The following is a 19,827-nucleotide window of genomic DNA, read 5'->3' as shown; positions in this document are numbered from 1 at the left end:
CCTCAAGAATTTTGTTGCTGCGGACGAGAACGGTACGCCCAGACCATCATTATGATACCCGCAAGCACCATCGGAATCGAAAGAATCTGCCCCATGCTGATGTACTGTACCCAGCCGCCGGTAAACTGCGCATCAGGCTGGCGGAAGAATTCCACGATGATGCGGAACAAGCCATAGCCGATAAGGAACAGCCCGGAAACCGAACCGGCCGGACGCGGCTTACGGATAAAGAGGTTCAGGATCAGGAACAGCACCACGCCTTCCAGCGCCAGTTCATAGAGCTGCGAAGCATGACGCGGCAGCGCGCCGTAGGTATCGAACAGCGATTGCCACTCCGGATGCGATGGCAGCAGCGCCAGATCTTCCGCCCGAGAGCCGGGGAAAATCATGCTGTAGTGGAAGTTCGGATCGACGCGCCCCCACAGTTCACCGTTGATAAAGTTACCCAGACGCCCGGCGCCGAGGCCAAACGGAATCAGCGGCGCAATGAAGTCAGAAACCTGGAAGAAGGTACGCTTCGTGCGTTTGGCGAAAATGATCATCACCAGAATCACGCCGATCAGGCCGCCGTGGAAGGACATACCGCCGTCCCAGACGCGGAACAGATAGAGCGGATCGTCGAGGAACACCGGCAGGTTGTAGAAGAAGACATAGCCAAGACGCCCGCCGAGGAAAACCCCGAGGAAGCCGGCGTACAGCAGGTTTTCAACTTCGTTTTTTGTCCAACCGCTGCCCGGACGATTGGCCCGACGGGTGGCCAACCACATCGCAAAAACAAACCCAACCAGGTACATCAGGCCGTACCAGTGAAGGGAGACCGGTCCAATGGAAAAAATTACCGGATCAAACTCCGGAAAATGCAGGTAGCCACTATTCATCTGTCACCATAAAGACTTGTTATTCCGCCGAAAGTGGACAGCGGGGATCGTTCACGCGCGTCAGAAACGGGCGCTCCAAAGGCTGCGAATGATAGCATAAGCGCCAGGGGCGATCCCCGTTGGACATGTAAAAGATATGTATACGAATGCGAATTCGCGGCTGAGCATTCCCGGAGGCGGCGCGCTGCGCCTGTCCGGGCTACCCAACCCTCAGGCCGCTCGAACCTCGTCAGCGTTGTCCCGGGTCACGGCTAACGCCTTACCCGGGCTACAAAATTTGCCGGCCATTCCCGGAAGCGGCGTGTTGCGCCTTACCCGGGCTACAAATTCTTGAACCGTAGCCCGCGCTAACGGCCGCCGCGAATCAGGCCGCCGAGTCCTCGTCGTTCCATAAATGCCGCAACCTGATGGCGCACTTCGGCGGTCATCTGCGCTTCCAGGCTTCGCTGCGAAAGCTCCTGAGCTTCATTGATATCGATGCGCCGCAGCAGATACTTCACTCTCGCCACCGAACGGCCGTTCATCGACAGATGACGATAACCCATGCCAATCAGGATCGTCACGCACATCGGATCGCCCGCCATTTCTCCGCACAGGCGCAGATCGATACCAAAACGCTCGGCGTCGCGGGCGATCATCGCCAGCGCCCGCAGAACCCCAGGATGCAGGCTGTCATACATACTGGCGACCCGGGTATTGTTGCGATCCACCGCCAGAATGTACTGGGTCAGATCGTTGGTGCCGACGGAAATAAAATCGACGCGGTTCGCCAGCTGCGGCAGCATAAACACCATCGACGGCACTTCCAGCATCACGCCAAGACGCGGGCGGGGAATGGCGTAGCCGATCATCTCTTCCACTTCGCGGCTGGCGCGATCGATCAGGCGACGAGCCTCATCCACTTCATCGAGGCTGGTAACCATCGGCAGCAGGATGCTGAGGTTTCCGGTCGCCGCGTTGGCGCGCAGCATCGCGCGGACCTGCACCAGAAAGATCTCCGGCTGATCGAGCGTGATCCGAATCCCACGCCAGCCAAGGCACGGGTTCTCTTCGCTGATCGGCATGTACGGCAGCTGTTTGTCCGCGCCGATGTCCAGCGTGCGCAGCGTCACCGATTTATCGTTGAACATCTGCAGCATGCCCTGATATTGGGCAACCTGCTCCTCTTCAGAGGGGAAGCCGCTTTGCAGCATAAAGGGGATTTCGGTACGGTAAAGTCCAATCCCGTCGACGAAGTTGCCGAGCTTTTCTTCATGCTCGGGGCTCAGGCCCGCGTTGAGCATCACTTTTACCCGCTCGCCGCTTTTCAGTTCCGAAGCGCGTTCAAGATCGTCCTCAGCCAGGCGGCTAAGCTCGTTTTCTTCGCTGATCAGGCGCTGATACTCTTGCAGCAGCACCGGCTCCGGGTCGACCAGCAGCTCGCCGCGATAGCCATCGACAATCAGCGTATGGCCGTGCAGCAACGAAGGCTGGATATCCGCCCCCATCACCGTCGGAATGCCCAACGCGCGGACCATAATCGCGGCATGGGAGTTCGCCGCGCCATCGCGCACCACCACGCCGGCTAAACGATCCTGAGGAACCTCCGCTAAGGTGGTGGCCGACAGTTCATCCGCCACCAGCACGATGCGCTCCGGCCAGGTATTTGGCCCCTGAATACTGTCGTCGAGATGGAAAAGCAGCCGCTGGCCCAGCGTGCGCAGATCGCCCGCGCGCTCTTTGAGATAGCCATCGCTGAGCGCGGCAAACTGTTCGGCGAATTTCTCGATGATCTTTTTCACCGCCCATTCGGCCACCGCGCCTTTATCCACTTCGGCAAACAGCTCGCGGCGCAGGCGCGCGTCAGAGAGCAGGTGTGAATAGAGGTCAAAAATGGCCGCCGTCTCTTTCTGCGCGCCGGCAGAGTAGCGTTTGCTGTAGCGGCGAAACTCATTCGCCGCCTCTTCCAGCGCGCCGGTCAGCCGCTCGCGCTCGGAAGCGGTATCGAGGGTTGAGGCTTCATAAACCTGCTCCATCAGCGGCAGGCTGACGTCCATCCAGCCTTCGGCAATTGCTACGCCGGACGATGCGGGCAGCGCGCGGATGCGGGTCTGACGATACTGACCAAATAGCGCGTTTAGCTGGGACTGGGAGAGAATGCCGGCGATTTGCGTGGCCAGCGTGACAAGAAAAGACTCTTCGCTTTCGTCAAACTGGCGCAGCTCGCGCTGCTGTACCACCAGCACGCCGAGCAGCTGACGCCGCTGGATAATCGGCACCCCGAGGAAAGCGCGAAAGCGGCCCTCTTTTACGGCAGGAATATATTTAAAGCTGGGGTGCTTTTGCGCGTCGGCGAGGTTGATGGGTTCCGCCAGGCGGCCGACCAGGCCGACCAGGCCTTCATCAAAAGCAAGCGCAACGATGCGCCCGCGGGGCTTTTTCAACCCGCGCGTCGCCATCAGGTAATAACAGCGTCGGTCATGATCAGCCAGATAAACCGAACAAACTTCCGTCTCCATCGCAGCGCAGATATCGGTTACCAGGATATCCAGCGCCTCGTTTAAACGTGGCGCACTCGCGACCTTCTCGACTATTTCTCGCAACCGAGTGAGCATAATGTGCGTGGCTTAACCTCTTTTACGTCGATATGCAGGCGCGCTTTGCGGCTTAGGCGTGTTTTCCGCCAGCGCCATTGTGACGCTGGCAAACTCTTTCATCACCCTGCGGTATACGTCGCGCTTAAACGACACCACCTGACGCACCGGGTACCAGTAGCTTACCCATCGCCAGCCATCAAACTCAGGTGTACTGCTGGTTTGCATATTGACATCTGCATCACTGCCTATCAATTGCAGGAGAAACCACTTCTGTTTCTGGCCGATACATACCGGCTTTGTGTCCCAACGCACCAAACGTTTAGGCAATTTGTAACGCAACCAGTTACGGGTTGAAGCGAGGATCCGCACATCTTTGCGGCTAAGCCCGACTTCTTCGAACAATTCCCGATACATCGCCTGCTCTGCTGATTCTCCTGGATTTATGCCCCCTTGCGGGAACTGCCACGAGTGCTGACCATAGCGCCTGGCCCACATAACCTGGCCCTGGCGATTACAGATTACAATACCGACATTTGGGCGGTAGCCATCGTCATCAATCACCGGACTACCTCAAAATAAGCTTCAATGTGAATGATTGTTTCACACTCGCTGGAAACGGTAAACCACTCTGTGAGGGCGATGAGATCGAATAACATTTGAATAACTCACAGTAATACCCGGAGTTATAAACAGCGAAAGCCGTACCCGGACGATTTTATTCACTTTTTCTGTGGATAGAGTTGTGAAGAAGTACGGAATTAACCAGGGAAAACCCGGAATCATCCGAACGGCGTAGTCATAACCCTCGATAATAATGACCTAATTTTCATTAAGTTAGCATGGTAAAATTTCATAACCCACTGCATAACGTGACGATCATCACATAAGCGATCCTGGAACTGATGAAAGATCGAGCAATGTTGGTTTTATCCACAGATTACGCAAGCGCTCTGGGCATATTTTGTCTAAAAACTCGATTTTCCTCTCACGTCAAGGCTGTAAATGGAAACAGTAGTGGGGCTTTTCCCCAGTTATCCCATTTTTCTGTGGATAACATGGTGTAAGATCCTGTTCATTGTCGGTGACCAGTTCTGGAAAACCCGGTTTTACAAATTTCATCGCGGCAAAAAATCACAAAAAAAGCTATATGAATCATCAAATTGTCATACTTACCCAAGAAAAGGTAAACTCTATCCACAACGGATGAAATTACCGCTCATTTTTTAGCCAGAGGTTTTACGTTATGTCGACCATCGCGCCGCTGTTATCCCCCCCGCAAAGCCAGGCGCAGCTGCTGGCCCAGGCGCAGCAGCTGGCAGGCTATTCGCTGGGAGAGCTGGCGATGCTTGCCGGAATTCCCATTCCGCGCGATTTAAAACGTGATAAAGGCTGGATCGGTATTCTGCTGGAAATATGGCTGGGGGCGAGCGCAGGCAGCAAGCCGGAGCAGGATTTCGCCGCTCTCGGCGTTGAGCTGAAAACGATTCCCATCGATGCTTTTGGCCGGCCGCTGGAAACTACCTTCGTCTGCGTCGCGCCGCTAACCGGCAACAGCGGCGTTACCTGGGAGAGCAGCCACGTACGTCACAAGCTTAAGCGCGTGCTGTGGGTACCGGTAGAGGGCGATCGCGCGATCCCTTTAGCCGACCGCCGCGTTGGCGCTCCGCTGCTGTGGAGCCCCAGCGAAGAAGAAGAGCGACAGCTACGTATGGATTGGGAAGAGCTGATGGACCTGATCGTCCTTGGCCAGGTCGAACGTATCACCGCTCGCCACGGCGAAGTTCTGCAGCTGCGCCCGAAAGCGGCCAACAGCAAAGCGCTGACCGAGGCCGTAGGCGCCCGCGGCGAACCGATCCTCACCTTACCGCGCGGTTTCTATCTGAAGAAAAATTTTACCGCCGCCCTGCTCGCCCGCCATTTTCTTCTTTACCCTAAATAAATCGGCTTGCTTCACGGCGGTCATTAAACGCCTGCCGAAGCGTAGAAACCTTACGCGACCTGGGTCAGCGCAATCGGCTAACAATAAGGTAAACCAAAGCTGAACGGCCTGGATGATGATTAATTTTTTGTTCTGCCATGACGGTTGCATATAATTGCTTCTTTCTATTTTGCAGGACTTTGAACGATGTTATTTGCATGGGTAACCGATCCTAACGCCTGGCTGGCGCTTGGTACGCTGACGCTGCTGGAGATAGTGCTCGGGATCGATAATATTATTTTCCTCTCTCTGGTCGTCGCTAAGCTGCCCACGGCGCAACGGGCACATGCCCGCCGCATTGGGCTGATGGGCGCAATGATCATGCGTCTGGCGCTGCTGGCGTCAATCGCATGGGTCGTCAAGCTCACTAACCCTCTCTTTACCGTATTAGGTCAGGAGATCTCTTTTCGCGATCTGATCCTGCTGCTCGGCGGGCTGTTTCTGATCTGGAAAGCGAGTAAAGAGATCCACGAATCCATCGAAGGCGAAGAAGAAGGGCTGAAAACCAACGTTCATTCATTTATGGGCGCTATCGTGCAGATTATGCTGCTGGATATTATTTTCAGCCTCGATTCGGTCATTACCGCCGTTGGGCTGTCGGATCATCTGTTTATAATGATGGCGGCAGTAGTTATCGCGGTGCTGGTGATGATGGTTGCCGCCCGCTCGATAGGCGATTTTGTCGATCGCCACCCTTCGGTAAAAATGCTGGCGCTGTCGTTTTTGATCCTTGTCGGCTTTACGCTGATGCTCGAAAGTTTCGACGTGCATGTGCCGAAAGGTTACATCTATTTCGCCATGTTCTTCTCGATTGCGGTTGAGAGCCTCAACCTGCTGCGAAATAAAAAAAATCCGCTGTAGAGCGCTAAAATGCAGCCCTGAAACGGGCTGCAATCTTTTTTTAAGACTTAACTGCTTTTTATGTCTCACAAATCAGGCTATTAATATACTGGTACGAGGTGCGGCTATAATAGGGGTGATAACGATGAAAAAATGGGCAGTATTGATTTCCGCCGTAGGACTGGCGTTCTCGGTTTCAGGTTGCAGCAGCGATTACGTCATGGCAACCAAAGATGGTCGCATGATTCTGACTGACGGCAAACCCGCTATAGACGACGATACTGGCCTTATCAGCTACGAAGATCAGCAGGGTAATAAAATGCAGATCAATCGTGATGACGTTTCGCAGATTATTAAACGTTAAGACTCGCCGCTACGCAGCGATGGCTCCTTTATCGCTCGCCTGAGCAGGTTTCAATATTCTTCAGCATTAAAATAAAAGTCGGGATACACCTGATCTGTCCGTAAGGATTCGTCAGGCCTGATTCCGCCAGCCCGGCTTTTTTGATTTTTTTACTTCCCCTTTTTCTTCCCCTCTGCCATTTTTATATTCCTTTGTCGGGGAACGCCTGACCTTGTTGATAAAAAAAGGAAGCCGGCTATGCAGTATCACCGTATCCCACACAGTTCTCTTGAAATCAGCACGCTGGGGCTGGGCACAATGACGTTTGGTGAGCAGAATAGCGAGGCAGACGCCCATGAGCAGCTCGATTACGCCGTGAGCCAGGGCATAAACCTGATCGATGTCGCTGAAATGTATCCCGTCCCGCCGCGCCCGGAAACCCAGGGTCTGACGGAAACCTACGTCGGCAACTGGCTGGCGAAGCGCGGTAACCGCGAGAAGCTGGTTATCGCCTCTAAAGTCAGCGGCCCTGCCCGCAATAACGACAGCAGCATCCGTCCTGACCACAAACTGGATCGTAAAAATATCCGCGAGGCGCTTCACGACAGCCTGAAGCGCCTGCAGACCGATTATCTCGATCTCTATCAGGTACACTGGCCGCAGCGCCCAACCAACTGTTTCGGCAAACTGGGCTACACCTGGGCCGATTCCGCGCCGGTCGTCACTCTCCTGGATACGCTGGATGCTCTGGCTGAATTCCAGCGTGCCGGCAAAATTCGCTATATCGGCGTTTCCAACGAAACAGCATTTGGCGTCATGCGTTACCTTCATCTTGCGGATAAACACGACCTGCCGCGCATTGTGACGATCCAGAACCCGTACAGCCTGGTGAACCGCAGCTATGAAGTGGGCCTGGCGGAAGTTAGCCAGTATGAAGGCGTTGAACTGCTGGCCTATTCCTGCCTCGCGTTCGGTACGCTGACCGGGAAGTACCTCAATGGCGCAAAACCGGTCGGCGCGCGCAATACGCTGTTCAGCCGTTTTACGCGCTATAGCGGCGAGCAAACGCAAAAAGCGGTGGCGGCCTATGTCGATATCGCGAAGCGGCATAACCTTGACCCGGCACAAATGGCGCTGGCCTTCGTGCGTCGTCAGCCGTTTGTCGCCAGTACCCTGCTGGGCGCGACGACCATGGAACAGCTGAAAACCAACGTCGAAAGCCTCCATCTGGAGCTGAGCGCAGAGGTGTTAGCGGAGATTGAAGCGGTGCATCAGGTCTATACCTACCCGGCGCCGTAAGAGCGTAAAGTCCCGGTCGCGGCGTGAACGCCTTGTCCGGGCGACAAAATGGCGCAACCATACAGGCCTCTTTCCCGGAGGCGATGCTAAGCATCTTTTCGGGCTACAAGTTCTAAAAGCTCCCGGATTGCGGCTGACGCCTTATCCGGGCTACAGCGTCACCGCATAGGCGGAACGGTAGCCTGGCTAAGCGCAGCGCGAGCCGGGGATGTTATTTGCGCCGTCCCCAGATCCACAGGGCGGTAATTGCCAGCGCGAACACTACGCCAAAACCCATCCCCACGCCGACCACCGGAATGCCGATGCTCACCGCCAGCGAATAGAGCCCCAGCATCAGCAGCATCGCCACGTTTTCGCCCAGGTTCTGCACCGCGATAGCGTTGCCCGCGCCGACCGTATGCTTGCCGCGCTCCTGGAGCAGCGCATTGAGCGGCACGATAAAGAAGCCGCCAAACGCGCCGAGCAGCAGCAGCAGAGCAAACGCCGGCAGCAGCGCCTGCTGAATGGCGAAAAAGATGACCGCCACGCCAATTAATATCCCGGCAGGCATACAGCGCGACACCGTTTCCAACGTCACCAGCTTCGCCGCCGCGCCAGCTCCCAGCACGATCCCCACCGCCACCATCGCGTTAAGGTAGGTCGGCATCGCGTTGCTGGTAATGCCCAGCGCTACCGGGACCCACAGCACCAGCAGAAAGCGCAGCGTCACGCCCGCTCCCCAGAACAAGCTGGTGCCGACTAATGAAAAGCGGGTTTCGCCGTTGCGCCATAGGGTCGTACAGGCGCTGAAAAAGCTGTGGGTCATCGGCCTGAAGCGCCAGGATTGCCCCGGACGCGCCGCGGGCAGCTTCGGGATCCACAGGTTGGCAACGACCGCCCCGGCGTACACCACCGCGCAGACGCTGAGCGCCGCCACAACGTGCCAGTCGGCGAGAATACCGCCCGCCATCGAGCCGAGCAGGATCGCCGCAATGGTGGATGACTCCATCAGGCCATTCGCTTTCACTAACTTATCGCCGGTGGTCAGCTCGCCAAGGATGCCGTATTTAGCCGGAGAATAAGCGGCGGCGCCGATACCGACCAGGGTATAGCCGAGAAACGGATTCACGCCGAAGCAGATGCAGCCCGCGCCGATAAGCTTCAGGCCGTTGGCTACCATCATCACTCGTCCCTTAGCGAAGCTATCGGCAAATTGCCCGACAAACGGCGCAAAAAGAATGTAAGCGCCCACAAACAACATCTGTAATACCGGCTGGCTCCACTCCGGGTAGAACAGCTGCTTCATCAGCGCCAGGGTAGCGAACAGCAGCGCGTTGTCGCCGAATGCTGAGAGAAACTGGGCGCAGATAACCGCTATCATTCCTTTCGAGTACAGCGAATTGTTAGTGTGTACTGACTCACTCATCCGAATCTTCCGTCCGATCAACCATACTTTTAAGAGTGACAAAGTCCGGCTTGCCGCTGCCCAATACCGGGAGCTGTTTCAGCCAGCGAATGTCGCGCGGTACCGCCAGCTCCGGTACGCCGTGTTCGCGGGCATAGCGCAGCAGTTTTTCACGATTCAGTTCATTATCGGTGGTAAACAGCACCAGCGCCTCGCCTTTGCTGGCGTCCTGTTTAATCGCCGTGGCGTGCATTTTGTCCGGCGAAACCGCCAGCGCCACCTGCTCGACCATCTCCAGCGACACCATCTCGCCGGCGATTTTGGCAAAGCGCTTCGCGCGGCCCTGTATCCGCACGTAGCCCTGCTCGTCAAAGCTGACGATATCTCCGGTGTCGTACCAGCCGTTTTCCACTTCTCCGTGCTGATTCTCCGCCGCGGGCGCTTCCAGTACGCCCGGATTTTCCACCCGCAGATAGCCGTTCATGATGTTCGGCCCTTTAAGCTGCAGCCGGCCTCCCTCTTCAATTCCGGGCATCGCCAACAAACGCGCATCCATTCCAGGCAGAATTCGGCCAACGGTGCCCACTTTTGTCGCCATCGGCACGTTAATCGACACCACCGGCGCGCATTCGGTGACGCCGTAGCCTTCAAGAATGCGCAGACCAAACTTGTCCTGCCAGATCTGCTTCGTGCTCTCCTGCAGCTTCTCTGCGCCGGCGACAACGTAACGCAGGCGATAGAAATCATAGGGATTCGCAAAGCGGGCGTAGTTGCCGAGGAAGGTGGAGGTGCCGAACAGCACGGTACAGTTACGGTCATATACCAGTTCCGGCACCACGCGGTAGTGTAACGGGCTGGGATAGAGGAAGACTTCCGCGCCGGTAAACAGCGGGGTCAGCAGGCCGACCGTCAGGCCAAAGGAGTGGAACAGCGGCAGCGCCGACATAAAGCGGTCGTTAGCGGTAAAGTCGGCAATTGTTTTAATCTGTTCGACGTTGGCCAGCAGGCTCTTGTGGCTATGTACCACTCCTTTCGGATTGCCTTCCGAGCCGGAGGTAAACAGGATCATCGCCGCATCTTCCGGCTCCTGCTTCACCTGCGCCAGCTTCGGCATCAGCAGATGGCCAAAAATCCACAGCTTATCGGCGGCGGTAACGTCGCCTTTTAAATCTTCGAGAAACACCCAGCGCACCTGAGTCAACTGCTCGGGCAGGTGCCAGAGCTTGCCTTTATCGAGAAAGGTGCGTGAGGTAAAGATGGTTTTGATTTCCGCCGCGGTAATGGCGCTGCTCAGGCCTTTCACTCCGGCGGTATAGTTCATCATCGCCGGGATGCGTCCACGGGCGATCGCGCCGAAAATCACCGCCGCGCTAATTCCCGCATTCGGCAGCATCAGGCCGATTTTTTCCCCCTGAGCACTGTATTTTTCCAGAATACGCGCCACGAACAGGGTTTTGGTCAGCAGCTTGCGGTAGGTGTCCGGCTGAAAGTTGATATCTTCCACGCAGTTTTTACGCGCGCCGAAGCGGTCCTGGGCCGCCAGCAGAGACTCGTACAGCGTTTCGCGCGGGCGCACCGCCATCCGCGCCTCCATCATGATCTGATGCAGCATCTCACCGGCAATTTTTCGCCGGTCGCGGGCACGCGGCGCCTCGGGCATCGGCAAATGGGTCGGCGGCAGCAGGTGCAGTTGAATGCTCGGGAACAGGCGGCGTCTGACCAGCCCCTTCAGACGGCTAAAATGGGTTAATTCGGCGCCTTCGATTCTCAGCGGCACTATGGTTGCCTGCGACTTCGCCGCCACAAAGGCCGCGCCGTCGTAAATCTTCATCAGCGAACCGCTCACCGAAATGCGCCCTTCCGGAAAAATCACCACCGGGCGCCCCTGCTCAATGAGGCGTACCAGATGCTTTATCGACATCGGTTTGGTGGGATCCAGCGGGACAAAATCAATCATCGGCTTTAGCGCGCGCATAAACCAGCGCTCGCTAATCGAGGAATAGACCGCAAAGACCGGGCGCACCGGCAGGAAAAGCGCCAGCAGAACGCCGTCAATAAAAGAGACATGGTTTGGGGTGATCAGTACCTTTTGCTGGTACAGCGCCTGCGTGTCACCGGTAAGCCTTACCCGATACAATCCTTTGAATAGCAGTCTAAAAAATCCCAAAAGCATAACAACTCCGTTTGACCGGTTAATCAGTCAAAGCAGGTTACACGAGAAGCGGCGGGAAATGCAGTGTGGGGAGCGGAATTCAGGACAAAAAAAACCTGCGCATCCGCGCAGGTCGGTGCAAGATAATCAGTACGAAGAGCGTACGTAAAAAACTCACCAATCAATACCTCTGGGATCCTGATTGTCTCGTTTTTTCCTCCGCCGGTGCCAGCCATAAAACGCAAGGGAATAAGCCTAAGTGCAACCAGTTATTGCTATTTTCGCTAACTGTAACAACGGCAGCGGCAGGCAAAAAAAAACCTGCGCATCTGCGCAGGCTGGTGTAATTAGAGTGGTCAACCTGAAGTCGACTCCACCTATCAATACCTCTGGGATAGCCAGAGTATCAATGCACTGAATGGGTTAACCAGCGAACATTCGCAACAGCTAATCGCAAAGTGTAAGCAAAGGTGTGAATTATCGTTTCCCGGTATCATTCTCCGTTCCCCTGTGGGTAACTATTTCACCGGCAACGCTACTCTGCGTCACAATTGCATTAACCTGAAACGACCAGGCCTTGAATCTGCCGCGCTTTCCCGTACCATAACCGGTATGTAAACGCTTACCCTAAAAAAGGTCTGGTATGGCGACCATTAAGGATGTAGCCCGACTCGCAGGCGTTTCTGTCGCTACCGTCTCCCGCGTGATTAACAATTCACCGAAAGCCAGTGAAGCCTCGCGCCAGTCAGTAGGCGCGGCGATGGAAACGCTAAATTATCACCCCAACGCCAACGCCCGCGCGCTGGCGCAGCAGTCAACGGAAACCGTCGGCCTGGTGGTGGGTGATGTCTCCGACCCCTTCTTCGGCGCGATGGTCAAAGCCGTCGAGCAGGTTGCCTACAATACCGGCAATTTTTTGCTGATCGGCAACGGCTATCACAGCCTTCATAAAGAGCGTCAGGCGATTGAACAGCTGATCCGCCACCGCTGCGCTGCGCTGGTGGTTCATGCCAAAATTATCCCCGACGACGAGCTGGCCTCGCTGATGAAGCAAATCCCCGGCATGGTGCTGATTAACCGCATCCTGCCCGGCTTCGAGCAGCGCTGCGTGGCGCTGGATGACCGCTACGGCGCGTGGCTCGCTACCCGCCACCTGATTCAGCAGGGGCACACCCGTATCGGCTATCTCTGCTCAAACCACGCCATTTCCGATGCCGAAGATCGGCTGCAGGGCTACTATTCGGCGTTAAAAGAGAGCAACCTGCCGTGCAACGATCGGCTGGTGACCTTTGCCGAACCCGATGAGAGCGGCGGCGAACTGGCTATGACCGAGCTGCTGGGCCGCGGCAGAAATTTTACCGCCGTCGCCTGCTATAACGACTCAATGGCCGCCGGCGCGATGGGGGTGCTGAACGATAACGGGATTGATGTGCCGCGCGAGATTTCGCTGATTGGTTTTGATGACGTGCTGATTTCACGCTACGTGCGGCCGCGGCTGACTACCGTGCGCTATCCGATTATCACCATGGCGACTCAGGCCGCTGAGCTGGCATTAGCGCTGGCGGAACATCGGCCTCCGCCGGAGATAACGCATCTTTTCAGCCCTACGCTGGTCCGCCGTCACTCGGTGATTGCGCCTCTCGATAGCGACAAATCGTAGCGGTATAAACTGACGGCGGCGGCCGGATAATCCAGGCCTTCGCCGATGTACTGCCAGCCGAAACGTTCATAAAAATCGCGGCAGGCGGAGTAGAGAAACAGCTCGCCATAGCCCTGCTTTCGGGCATAGTCGATAACGTGCTGCTGTAGTTTCCCGGCCAGCCCCTGCCCGCGCGCTTCAGGAGCCACGTAGAGCGCCGCCATCCATGGATAAAGGTCCTGACGGCTGATTAAATCGCAGCGCCACAGGCCGACGGTGCCTAACAGCGTCTCCCCCTCAGCGGCAATAAAGGTCATCGGCAGCGCCCCTGGCGTCTGGCTATGCCCGACAATACTGGCGAAGAACGCCTGCGGCAGCGTTTCACCGCCAAAAGCCCGCCATAGCCATTCCGTCACGCGTGAAGCGTGCTGCGGCGCGGCGTAGAGGGGTTGGATCATCACACCAGCTTCCCCTGAAAAATAGGCACCGATTCAAAGAGGTAGCCATCAAAGTCCGGCGCGTCTTCATCGGACAGCTCCAGCAGACTGTTTTTAACGTTTTCGAGATGCTGCCACATAGCCTGCCAGGCCCCCATCACATCGCGACGACGCAGGGCGGCGAGAAGCGTTTGCCGATCGCCGAGCCACTTCAGGCGATACGCCCGGCTGGCAATATGCACGTTGAACTGCTGCCACAGCGGGCTGCTGTCCATCTGCAGCCAGATGCGCTCGACCGTCGCCAGCAGCATCTGATTTTGCGTCGCGCCGGCCAGCACCAGGTGAAACAGCCGGGCGTTGTCCTGGCTGGTATCGTTAGCGGCAATGGCCCGCTGCTCCTGCTCGATAATGCGCTTCAGGTTATCGATATCGGCGCGGGTGGCCATTTTGGCGGCAAAGGCGGCGATGTTGCTCTCCAGCAGCTGGCGGGCCTGCAGGATTTCGAAGGGCCCGACGTCGCTGCTCAGCATCTGTTCTTCCTCACTATCGTCCTCGTGCGGGATGCGCATCACATACACCCCTGAGCCCTGGCGGATATCAACCGTCCCCTGCAGCTCCAGCATCAACAGCGCTTCACGGACGATGGTACGGCTCACGCCGTAGGTCTCGGCGATATTGCGTTCCGGCGGCAGGCGCGACCCGATAGGATAGCGCCCCTGCGCAATCTGTGCGCGTAAATCATCACCTATTTCCTGGTAGGGTTTCTTTTCCGGCGGAATGATAGCCTTCTCCACAATATCACCTGTGCGTTATGAGCCTGCGAGTCAATATCGGCCGCTATCTTAGCAAAATTTCAACCCGGCTAGCGCCACTCATCATCAATATCCAGCGTCAATTCGCGACTCTCGCCAAGCTTACGAAACCAGCTGGCGGAAGCCTTGGGCCGCCGGGCACGATTATTTTGCAGATCGATTTCAATCAGCCCGTAGCGGTTTTTAAAGGCGTTCATTGGCGAAACGTTATCGGTAAATGCCCATAGCATGTAACCCTGGCAGTTGGCTCCCGCTTCCCGCGCGCGCAGCGTCTGCCAAAGATGCTCGCTGATAAAACGGATCCGGTAGTCGTCGGCGATAGTGCCTTCGCTATTGCGAAACTGCCCTTCGTTTTCCACACCCATGCCGCTTTCCGCCACGAACCACGAAATATTGCGATAGTCCCGTTTGATCCGCATCGCCATATCAAAAATGATTTGCGGATAAATTTCCCAGCCGCGGGAGTGATTCATCCGCCGTCCCGGTAGTTCAAAGGGCTCATAGTAGTAAGCCGGATGGAACGGCGTCTGCGGGTGCCAGGCGCGCGATGGCGCTTTAACGCGATGCGGATAGTAAAGGTTAATCCCCAGCTCATCGACGGTGTTTTCGCGGATAATCGCCAGCTCTTCCGCTCGATAATCCCATGCAATCTCGTGCTGTTCGAGCAGGGCCAGCAGCTCGGGCGGGTATTCGCCGTGGACCAGCGGGTCGAGAAAAATCCGGTTATAGAACAGATCGTAGCGCTCGGCGGCACGCACATCATGCGGCGCTGTTGAGCGCGGGTACGTTACCTCCGGGTTAAGAATGCAGCCTACCGTGCCGCGATAGCCTTTCCCGCGGAACAGCTGGACCACTTTTGCCGTCGCCAGCACCTTGTGGTGGTTCCACTGCATCCAGATGCCGGTATTCTGCTCGTAGGGCCAGCGCAGCGCGTCCAGGTAAATGCGGGTCTGCACGACGATCGGCTCATTGAAAGTAAACCAGCGCGTAACCTTGCGGTGATAGCGAGCGAAAACTTTCTCTGCATACTGCACAAACAGCGCAACCACCTTTTTTGACGCCCAACCGCCGTACTGCTCCAGCAGATAGCCGGGGAGTTCATAGTGCTCAAGGCAGATCATCGGCTCGATGCCGTTGGCCAGCAGTTCATCGAACAACTGGTCGTAGTACGTCGCATAGGCTTCATCGACCGTGACGTTTTCATAATCGGTGAGAAAGCGCGACCAGTTTATCGACGTACGGTAGTGGGTGAGCCCGGCCAGCTTCATCAACTGCACATCTTCGCGGAAGCGGTTGATAAAATCCGTCGCCACAGCCGGACCGTAGCCGTTATGCCAGACGTGACGGTCGTTCTTGTACCAGAGATCGGGCCAGGAATCCTGACCCTCTTGCTTGCCGCTCCAGCCCTCGGTTTGCCACGCCGAAGCGGCGGCGCCGAGGATAAAGTCGCGGGGAATGGCCATCTTTACTGTCGTCATGGTGTCCTCATGCATTTTCGCTGGCTTGCGCGTTGTCCGCCTGACGCTGGGCGTTTTCCGCGCGACGGGAAGCAATTTTGACAAACGGCAGGTAGATAAGCACCGCGGTCAGGATGCAGATAAGCTGCGTCACCACCGCGCCCATCGAGCCCGCCGTTGACAGCCAGGCGTTGATCAGCGGCGGCGTGGTCCAGGGCACCATCACCACCGCTTTACCGGCAAAACCGGCGGCAGTCGCGAAGTAGCCGATGCTGCCGGTTACCAGCGGCGTAATAATAAAGGGGATCGCGAGGATCGGATTGAGCATGATCGGCATCCCGAAAATGACCGGTTCGTTGATATTGAACAGGCCCGGTCCAATCGACAGCTTGGCGATCTCTTTCATCTCTTTGCGTTTAGTGGCGATCATCACCGCAATCAGCAGACCAATCGTCAGTCCCGATCCGCCAATGCTCATATAGACATCCCAGAACGGCATGGTGATGATATTCGGCACTTCTTTGCCCTGCTCAAAGGCGCTCATATTGACGGTAATGGCTCCCAGCAGCAGCGGTTCGCGGATCGGTTTGATCATCTGATTACCGTGAATGCCGATAACCCAGAACAGCTGCGCGACAAACATCAGCAGCAGGATCCCCGGCAGGCTTTGCACCACCCGCTCCAGCGGCTGCTGCACCACCTGATAGACCGCGTCATACAGATACATGCCGGTCGCCTGATGAAAAATAAAGCCAAAGGTGGCAATCACCGTGGTGGTGATAATGGCCGGGATCAGCGCGGAAAATGATGCCGATACGTTGGGCGGCACGGTATCCGGCATCTTAATCTTCAGCCCCTTACGGCCCTCCAGCCAACAGTAGATTTCCACCGACAGAATAGCGATAAACATGCCAAGGAACAGGCTGCGGGTATCGGAGAACTGGCGCAGCAGGACATCCTTCACTTCATGCATTTGCCCGTCGACCATCATCTCGACGGTGGTCGGCGTGACGCAGATAAAGCAGATCACCGCCAGCAGTCCGGGGAACAGGCTCTTAATGCCGTTAATCCGCCCCAGCTCAATGCCAATAAGGAACACCGCGCCAATATTGAGAAAGTTAAGGGTGGCGTAGTTAATCGCGCTGGTAATAGGTTTGAGCGCCGCCAGAAACGAGAGCGCCTGAAAGCTGGCGAGGCCGTTTTTTGGATCCAGCACCATATTGGAGATCAGCACCGAAAAGGCGCCAACGATGATCACCGGCATCAGGGTAATAAAGGCGGATTTTATCGCCATGATGTAGCGGTAGCTGTTGAATTTCGTGGCGAAACTCCCCAGTGAGTCGATCAGTTTGTCCTGCAATGCCATAGAGGATACCTCAGGTTTAAGGGCTTTTAGCGCACCAGGTGTACAGCCAAACACCTTTTGGCATACCAAAAAATAGCCACTGGTGAGAATAAGTTCTGTGATTAAGCTCCCAACTCGTTTATTGGTATTCCACAAAGACGGAAATTGGTATACCGCATTTGCGGTTTTATTTTCCGCGCGATCAATTCCTGTAAAAGCGTGATCGCGATAGTTTTTTGCGCCGCCATCAAGCCATATCCCCCTGAATGTCTGTGATAAACTGCGGGTTACCACGTGATATCAGGAATCGGATGAATGGCTACAATGCTGGATGTCTCAATTCGCGCAGGCGTCTCTAAAGCGACGGTTTCCCGCGTGTTGAACGGCACGGGTCAGGTGAAAGAGAGCACCCGCCAACAGGTTTTTAAGGCGATGGAAGAGCTGGGCTATCGGCCTAATTTTCTCGCCCGCTCGCTGGCGAACCGCACCAGCAACAGTATCGGACTGGTGGTTTCTACCTTTGACGGCTTCTATTTTGGCCGCCTGCTGCAGCAGGCTTCCCGCCAGACGGAAGCCTGGGGTAAACAGCTGATCGTTACCGACGGCCACGATGCGCCGGAACGTGAAGAAGAGGCGGTGCAGATGCTTGCCGACCGCCAGTGCGATGCTATCGTGCTTTACACCCGCCATATGAGCGAAAAGAAAATCATGTCGCTGATTGAATCCATCGACATGCCGCTGGTGGTGATTAACCGTGATGTAAGCCAGGCGAGAGAGCGCTGCGTGTTTTTCGAACAGCAGGATGCAGCGTTTCAGGCGGTGGAATTTCTGATAACCCAGGGCCATCGCGATATCGCCTGTATTACCGTGCCGATGCACACGCCGACGGGTAAAGCTCGCCTGGAAGGCTATCGTAACGCGCTGAAAAAGCACGGCATTAAGTGGGATCCGGCGAAAGTGAAATACGGCGACTCCACTATGAGCCGCGGCTATGAACTCTGCTGCGAGCTGCTGGAAGAGAAAACGCCGTTTAGCGCGCTGTTTTCCTGTAACGATGATATGGCGCTGGGCGCTTCGAAGGCGCTGCACCAGGCAGGGCTGCGGATCCCGCAGGATATTTCGCTGTTTGGCTTTGATGACGCGCCGAGCGCTAAATGGCTGGAACCGGGGCTATCGACGGTCTATCTGCCGATCGATAACATGATCACCACCGCTATCGATCAGGCGATCAAGCTGGCTAACGGTCAGCCGATCGAAACCATACCGCCGTTTACCGGCAAACTGGTGCTGCGCGAGTCGGTCACCACCGGGCCGTATTACGCATAATTAGCGGGCCCGATAAGCAAAGTGCCATCGGGCAGCGCCTTACAGCTGCTCGAGCGCCAGCAGCTCTTCGATAGTCTGACGGCGGCGGATCAGCCGCGCTTTACCGTTGTCGAACAGCACTTCCGGCAGTAGCGGACGACTATTGTAGTTTGAGGACATCGACGCGCCGTAAGCGCCGGTATCGTGCAGCACCAGATAATCGCCCGGCACCACCGCAGGCAGCAGGCGGGTTTCCACTTTCCCTCCCTCCTGCTGGGTAAAGACATCGCCCGATTCGCACAGCGGCCCGGCCACCACGGTTTCTATCTCCGCTGCGGCGCTCAGATCGCGGCCGTCCGCGGCCAGAGCGGTAATATGGTGATAGCTGCCGTACATCGCCGGACGCATCAAATCATTAAAACCGGCGTCAATCAGCACGAAGTGGCGGCTGCCCATCTCTTTTACGCTGCGAACCTGAGAAACCAGCACGCCGGATTCCGCCACCAGGAAGCGACCCGGTTCGATCTCAAGCGCGACCGGATGGCCCAGGTGTTTAGCGACCTGTTCACGCGCCGCGTTCCACAGGCCGAAATAGTGATCGGTATCGATCGCCTCTTCGCCTTCGCGGTAAGGGATCGACAGCCCGCCGCCGGCGGAGATCGCCTGCAGATCCTGACCGAATTCGACAACCTGACGCACCATCGCGCCGCAGACCTGCTCCAGGTGGCCGTAGTCTACGCCGGAGCCGATATGCATATGAATTCCCACCAGCTGTAGCTGATAACGACGCATCACTTCCAGCGCCGCCGTTAAATGACTGTGCCAGATGCCGTGCTTGCTGTTTTCGCCGCCGGTATTGGTTTTTTGGCTATGACCGTGACCGAACCCCGGGTTAACCCGCAACCAGACGCGATGGCCCGGTGAAACTTCGCCCAGCTGGCTCAGCATATCAATTGAGCCGGCGTTGACCGGGATCTGTAGTTCTTTCACCCGCGCCAGGGTTGCATCGTCGATCAGATCAGCGGTAAAGACGATATCTTCCGGATGCTGATGCGGATCGTATCCGGCAGCCAGCGCGCGCTCGATCTCGCCCAACGACACCGAATCCACCTTCACGCCCTGCTCGCGCATCAGGCGAAGGATGTGGATATTCGAGCAGGCCTTCTGCGCAAAACGCACTACGTCGAACTTGCTCAACTGAGCAATCTGGCGGCGGATAATTTGCGCGTCGTAGACCCAAACCGGGCAGCCGAACTCGGCGGGCAAACGCAGCAGATTGTCTGCGTTCAGGTCGGTATCGGTGGCGTAAAGCGAGTGTGGCATAAAGAACTCCGGTGCTGTGTGTGCGTTATCTCTGTTTTTTTACGATTACGCCACAGCGC

At 56.4% G+C, this 19,827-nt stretch carries 16 protein-coding genes and 1 pseudogene; 7 read left to right on the top strand and 10 right to left on the bottom strand.

Translation table 11 applies throughout. The features are described from left to right. Positions 1 to 2: 2 nt before the first annotated feature. The 3 genes from lgt to rppH form a co-directional block, all read right to left on the bottom strand. Complete coding sequence (lgt, locus tag K2184_RS07840; RefSeq protein WP_004115094.1) at positions 3 to 878, bottom strand: prolipoprotein diacylglyceryl transferase; 876 nt, start codon at positions 876 to 878, stop codon at positions 3 to 5. Between the two features lie 347 nt (positions 879 to 1,225). After that, positions 1,226 to 3,472 (bottom strand): phosphoenolpyruvate--protein phosphotransferase, encoded by a 2,247-nt coding sequence (gene ptsP, locus K2184_RS07835; protein WP_004105247.1) that lies wholly within the window; start codon positions 3,470 to 3,472, stop codon positions 1,226 to 1,228. Positions 3,473 to 3,484: 12 nt separating this feature from the next. After that, positions 3,485 to 4,015: an RNA pyrophosphohydrolase gene (gene rppH, locus K2184_RS07830; RefSeq protein ID WP_004105248.1), complete on the bottom strand. Its 531-nt coding sequence runs from the start codon at positions 4,013 to 4,015 to the stop codon at positions 3,485 to 3,487. 453 nt (positions 4,016 to 4,468) lie between these two features. On the opposite strand from rppH, the pseudogene K2184_RS07825 reads away from it, so the two are divergent. The 5 genes and pseudogenes from K2184_RS07825 to K2184_RS07805 form a co-directional block, all read left to right on the top strand. Then, a pseudogene (locus K2184_RS07825) lies at positions 4,469 to 4,609 on the top strand (hypothetical protein); the annotation flags it as partial. Positions 4,610 to 4,697: 88 nt separating this feature from the next. Next, positions 4,698 to 5,393, top strand: coding sequence for a DNA mismatch repair endonuclease MutH (gene mutH, locus K2184_RS07820; protein ID WP_004105252.1), 696 nt, complete (start codon positions 4,698 to 4,700; stop codon positions 5,391 to 5,393). Between the two features lie 186 nt (positions 5,394 to 5,579). Next, a complete protein-coding gene (locus K2184_RS07815; RefSeq protein WP_004105253.1) occupies positions 5,580 to 6,293 on the top strand; it encodes a TerC family protein in 714 nt (237 codons plus the stop codon). 124 nt (positions 6,294 to 6,417) lie between these two features. Further along, positions 6,418 to 6,636: a YgdI/YgdR family lipoprotein gene (locus K2184_RS07810; RefSeq protein ID WP_004105255.1), complete on the top strand. Its 219-nt coding sequence runs from the start codon at positions 6,418 to 6,420 to the stop codon at positions 6,634 to 6,636. Positions 6,637 to 6,873: 237 nt separating this feature from the next. Further along, positions 6,874 to 7,914 carry an NADP(H)-dependent aldo-keto reductase gene (locus K2184_RS07805; RefSeq protein ID WP_064397359.1) on the top strand — a complete coding sequence of 347 codons (1,041 nt, stop codon included), beginning with the start codon at positions 6,874 to 6,876 and terminating at the stop codon, positions 7,912 to 7,914. Between the two features lie 211 nt (positions 7,915 to 8,125). On the opposite strand, the gene lplT is transcribed toward K2184_RS07805, so the two are convergent. Continuing rightward, positions 8,126 to 9,319, bottom strand: coding sequence for a lysophospholipid transporter LplT (lplT, locus tag K2184_RS07800; protein ID WP_016809906.1), 1,194 nt, complete (start codon positions 9,317 to 9,319; stop codon positions 8,126 to 8,128). Beyond that, positions 9,312 to 11,471 (bottom strand): bifunctional acyl-ACP--phospholipid O-acyltransferase/long-chain-fatty-acid--ACP ligase, encoded by a 2,160-nt coding sequence (gene aas / locus K2184_RS07795; protein ID WP_163525636.1) that lies wholly within the window; start codon positions 11,469 to 11,471, stop codon positions 9,312 to 9,314. Before aas ends, lplT begins: the two co-directional genes overlap by 8 nt. A gap of 622 nt (positions 11,472 to 12,093) precedes the next feature. Here aas and galR point away from each other — a divergent pair. Continuing rightward, positions 12,094 to 13,110 carry an HTH-type transcriptional regulator GalR gene (gene galR / locus K2184_RS07790; RefSeq protein WP_004105264.1) on the top strand — a complete coding sequence of 339 codons (1,017 nt, stop codon included), beginning with the start codon at positions 12,094 to 12,096 and terminating at the stop codon, positions 13,108 to 13,110. Here the strand turns inward: galR and K2184_RS07785 are convergent. The 4 genes from K2184_RS07785 to K2184_RS07770 all read right to left on the bottom strand — a co-directional run bounded on the left by K2184_RS07785 (position 13,071) and on the right by K2184_RS07770 (position 17,161). Beyond that, complete coding sequence (locus tag K2184_RS07785; protein ID WP_016809909.1) at positions 13,071 to 13,550, bottom strand: GNAT family N-acetyltransferase; 480 nt, start codon at positions 13,548 to 13,550, stop codon at positions 13,071 to 13,073. The genes galR and K2184_RS07785 overlap by 40 nt on opposite strands. Continuing rightward, the gene (locus tag K2184_RS07780) at positions 13,547 to 14,320 is read right to left on the bottom strand and encodes a GntR family transcriptional regulator (protein WP_004105268.1); all 774 of its coding nucleotides are present in this window, start codon (positions 14,318 to 14,320) and stop codon (positions 13,547 to 13,549) included. The genes K2184_RS07785 and K2184_RS07780 overlap by 4 nt, the downstream gene beginning before the upstream one ends. Positions 14,321 to 14,388: 68 nt before the next feature. Further along, positions 14,389 to 15,816 (bottom strand): glycoside hydrolase family 1 protein, encoded by a 1,428-nt coding sequence (locus K2184_RS07775; RefSeq protein ID WP_163525637.1) that lies wholly within the window; start codon positions 15,814 to 15,816, stop codon positions 14,389 to 14,391. 7 nt (positions 15,817 to 15,823) lie between these two features. Then, positions 15,824 to 17,161 (bottom strand): PTS sugar transporter subunit IIC, encoded by a 1,338-nt coding sequence (locus K2184_RS07770; protein WP_004115108.1) that lies wholly within the window; start codon positions 17,159 to 17,161, stop codon positions 15,824 to 15,826. Positions 17,162 to 17,464: 303 nt separating this feature from the next. Between K2184_RS07770 and K2184_RS07765 the strand changes: the two genes are divergently transcribed. Further along, entirely contained in the window at positions 17,465 to 18,466 is a 1,002-nt protein-coding gene (locus K2184_RS07765) for a LacI family DNA-binding transcriptional regulator (RefSeq protein ID WP_163525638.1), read from the top strand. A gap of 39 nt (positions 18,467 to 18,505) precedes the next feature. Here K2184_RS07765 and lysA read toward each other — a convergent pair whose 3' ends face one another. Beyond that, positions 18,506 to 19,768 (bottom strand): diaminopimelate decarboxylase, encoded by a 1,263-nt coding sequence (gene lysA / locus K2184_RS07760; protein ID WP_049128655.1) that lies wholly within the window; start codon positions 19,766 to 19,768, stop codon positions 18,506 to 18,508. Positions 19,769 to 19,827: the final 59 nt, after the last annotated feature.

The organism is Klebsiella sp. K5-306, assembly GCF_051835185.1.
Lineage (GTDB): Bacteria > Pseudomonadota > Gammaproteobacteria > Enterobacterales > Enterobacteriaceae > Klebsiella > Klebsiella oxytoca.
Note: the sequence above shows the minus strand (reverse complement) of the source record. Positions and strands in the feature narration are given on the sequence as shown.

Bases quoted from the DNA above. Each gene is read 5' to 3' on its own strand.
- lgt (WP_004115094.1), bottom strand. From the start codon at position 878: ATGAATAGTGGCTACCTGCATTTTCCGGAGTTTGATCCGGTAATTTTT.
- ptsP (WP_004105247.1), bottom strand. From the start codon at position 3,472: ATGCTCACTCGGTTGCGAGAAATAGTCGAGAAGGTCGCGAGTGCGCCA.
- mutH (WP_004105252.1), top strand. From the start codon at position 4,698: ATGTCGACCATCGCGCCGCTGTTATCCCCCCCGCAAAGCCAGGCGCAG.
- K2184_RS07815 (WP_004105253.1), top strand. From the start codon at position 5,580: ATGTTATTTGCATGGGTAACCGATCCTAACGCCTGGCTGGCGCTTGGT.
- K2184_RS07810 (WP_004105255.1), top strand. From the start codon at position 6,418: ATGAAAAAATGGGCAGTATTGATTTCCGCCGTAGGACTGGCGTTCTCG.
- K2184_RS07805 (WP_064397359.1), top strand. From the start codon at position 6,874: ATGCAGTATCACCGTATCCCACACAGTTCTCTTGAAATCAGCACGCTG.
- lplT (WP_016809906.1), bottom strand. From the start codon at position 9,319: ATGAGTGAGTCAGTACACACTAACAATTCGCTGTACTCGAAAGGAATG.
- aas (WP_163525636.1), bottom strand. From the start codon at position 11,471: ATGCTTTTGGGATTTTTTAGACTGCTATTCAAAGGATTGTATCGGGTA.
- galR (WP_004105264.1), top strand. From the start codon at position 12,094: ATGGCGACCATTAAGGATGTAGCCCGACTCGCAGGCGTTTCTGTCGCT.
- K2184_RS07775 (WP_163525637.1), bottom strand. From the start codon at position 15,816: ATGACGACAGTAAAGATGGCCATTCCCCGCGACTTTATCCTCGGCGCC.
- K2184_RS07770 (WP_004115108.1), bottom strand. From the start codon at position 17,161: ATGGCATTGCAGGACAAACTGATCGACTCACTGGGGAGTTTCGCCACG.
- K2184_RS07765 (WP_163525638.1), top strand. From the start codon at position 17,465: ATGCTGGATGTCTCAATTCGCGCAGGCGTCTCTAAAGCGACGGTTTCC.
- lysA (WP_049128655.1), bottom strand. From the start codon at position 19,768: ATGCCACACTCGCTTTACGCCACCGATACCGACCTGAACGCAGACAAT.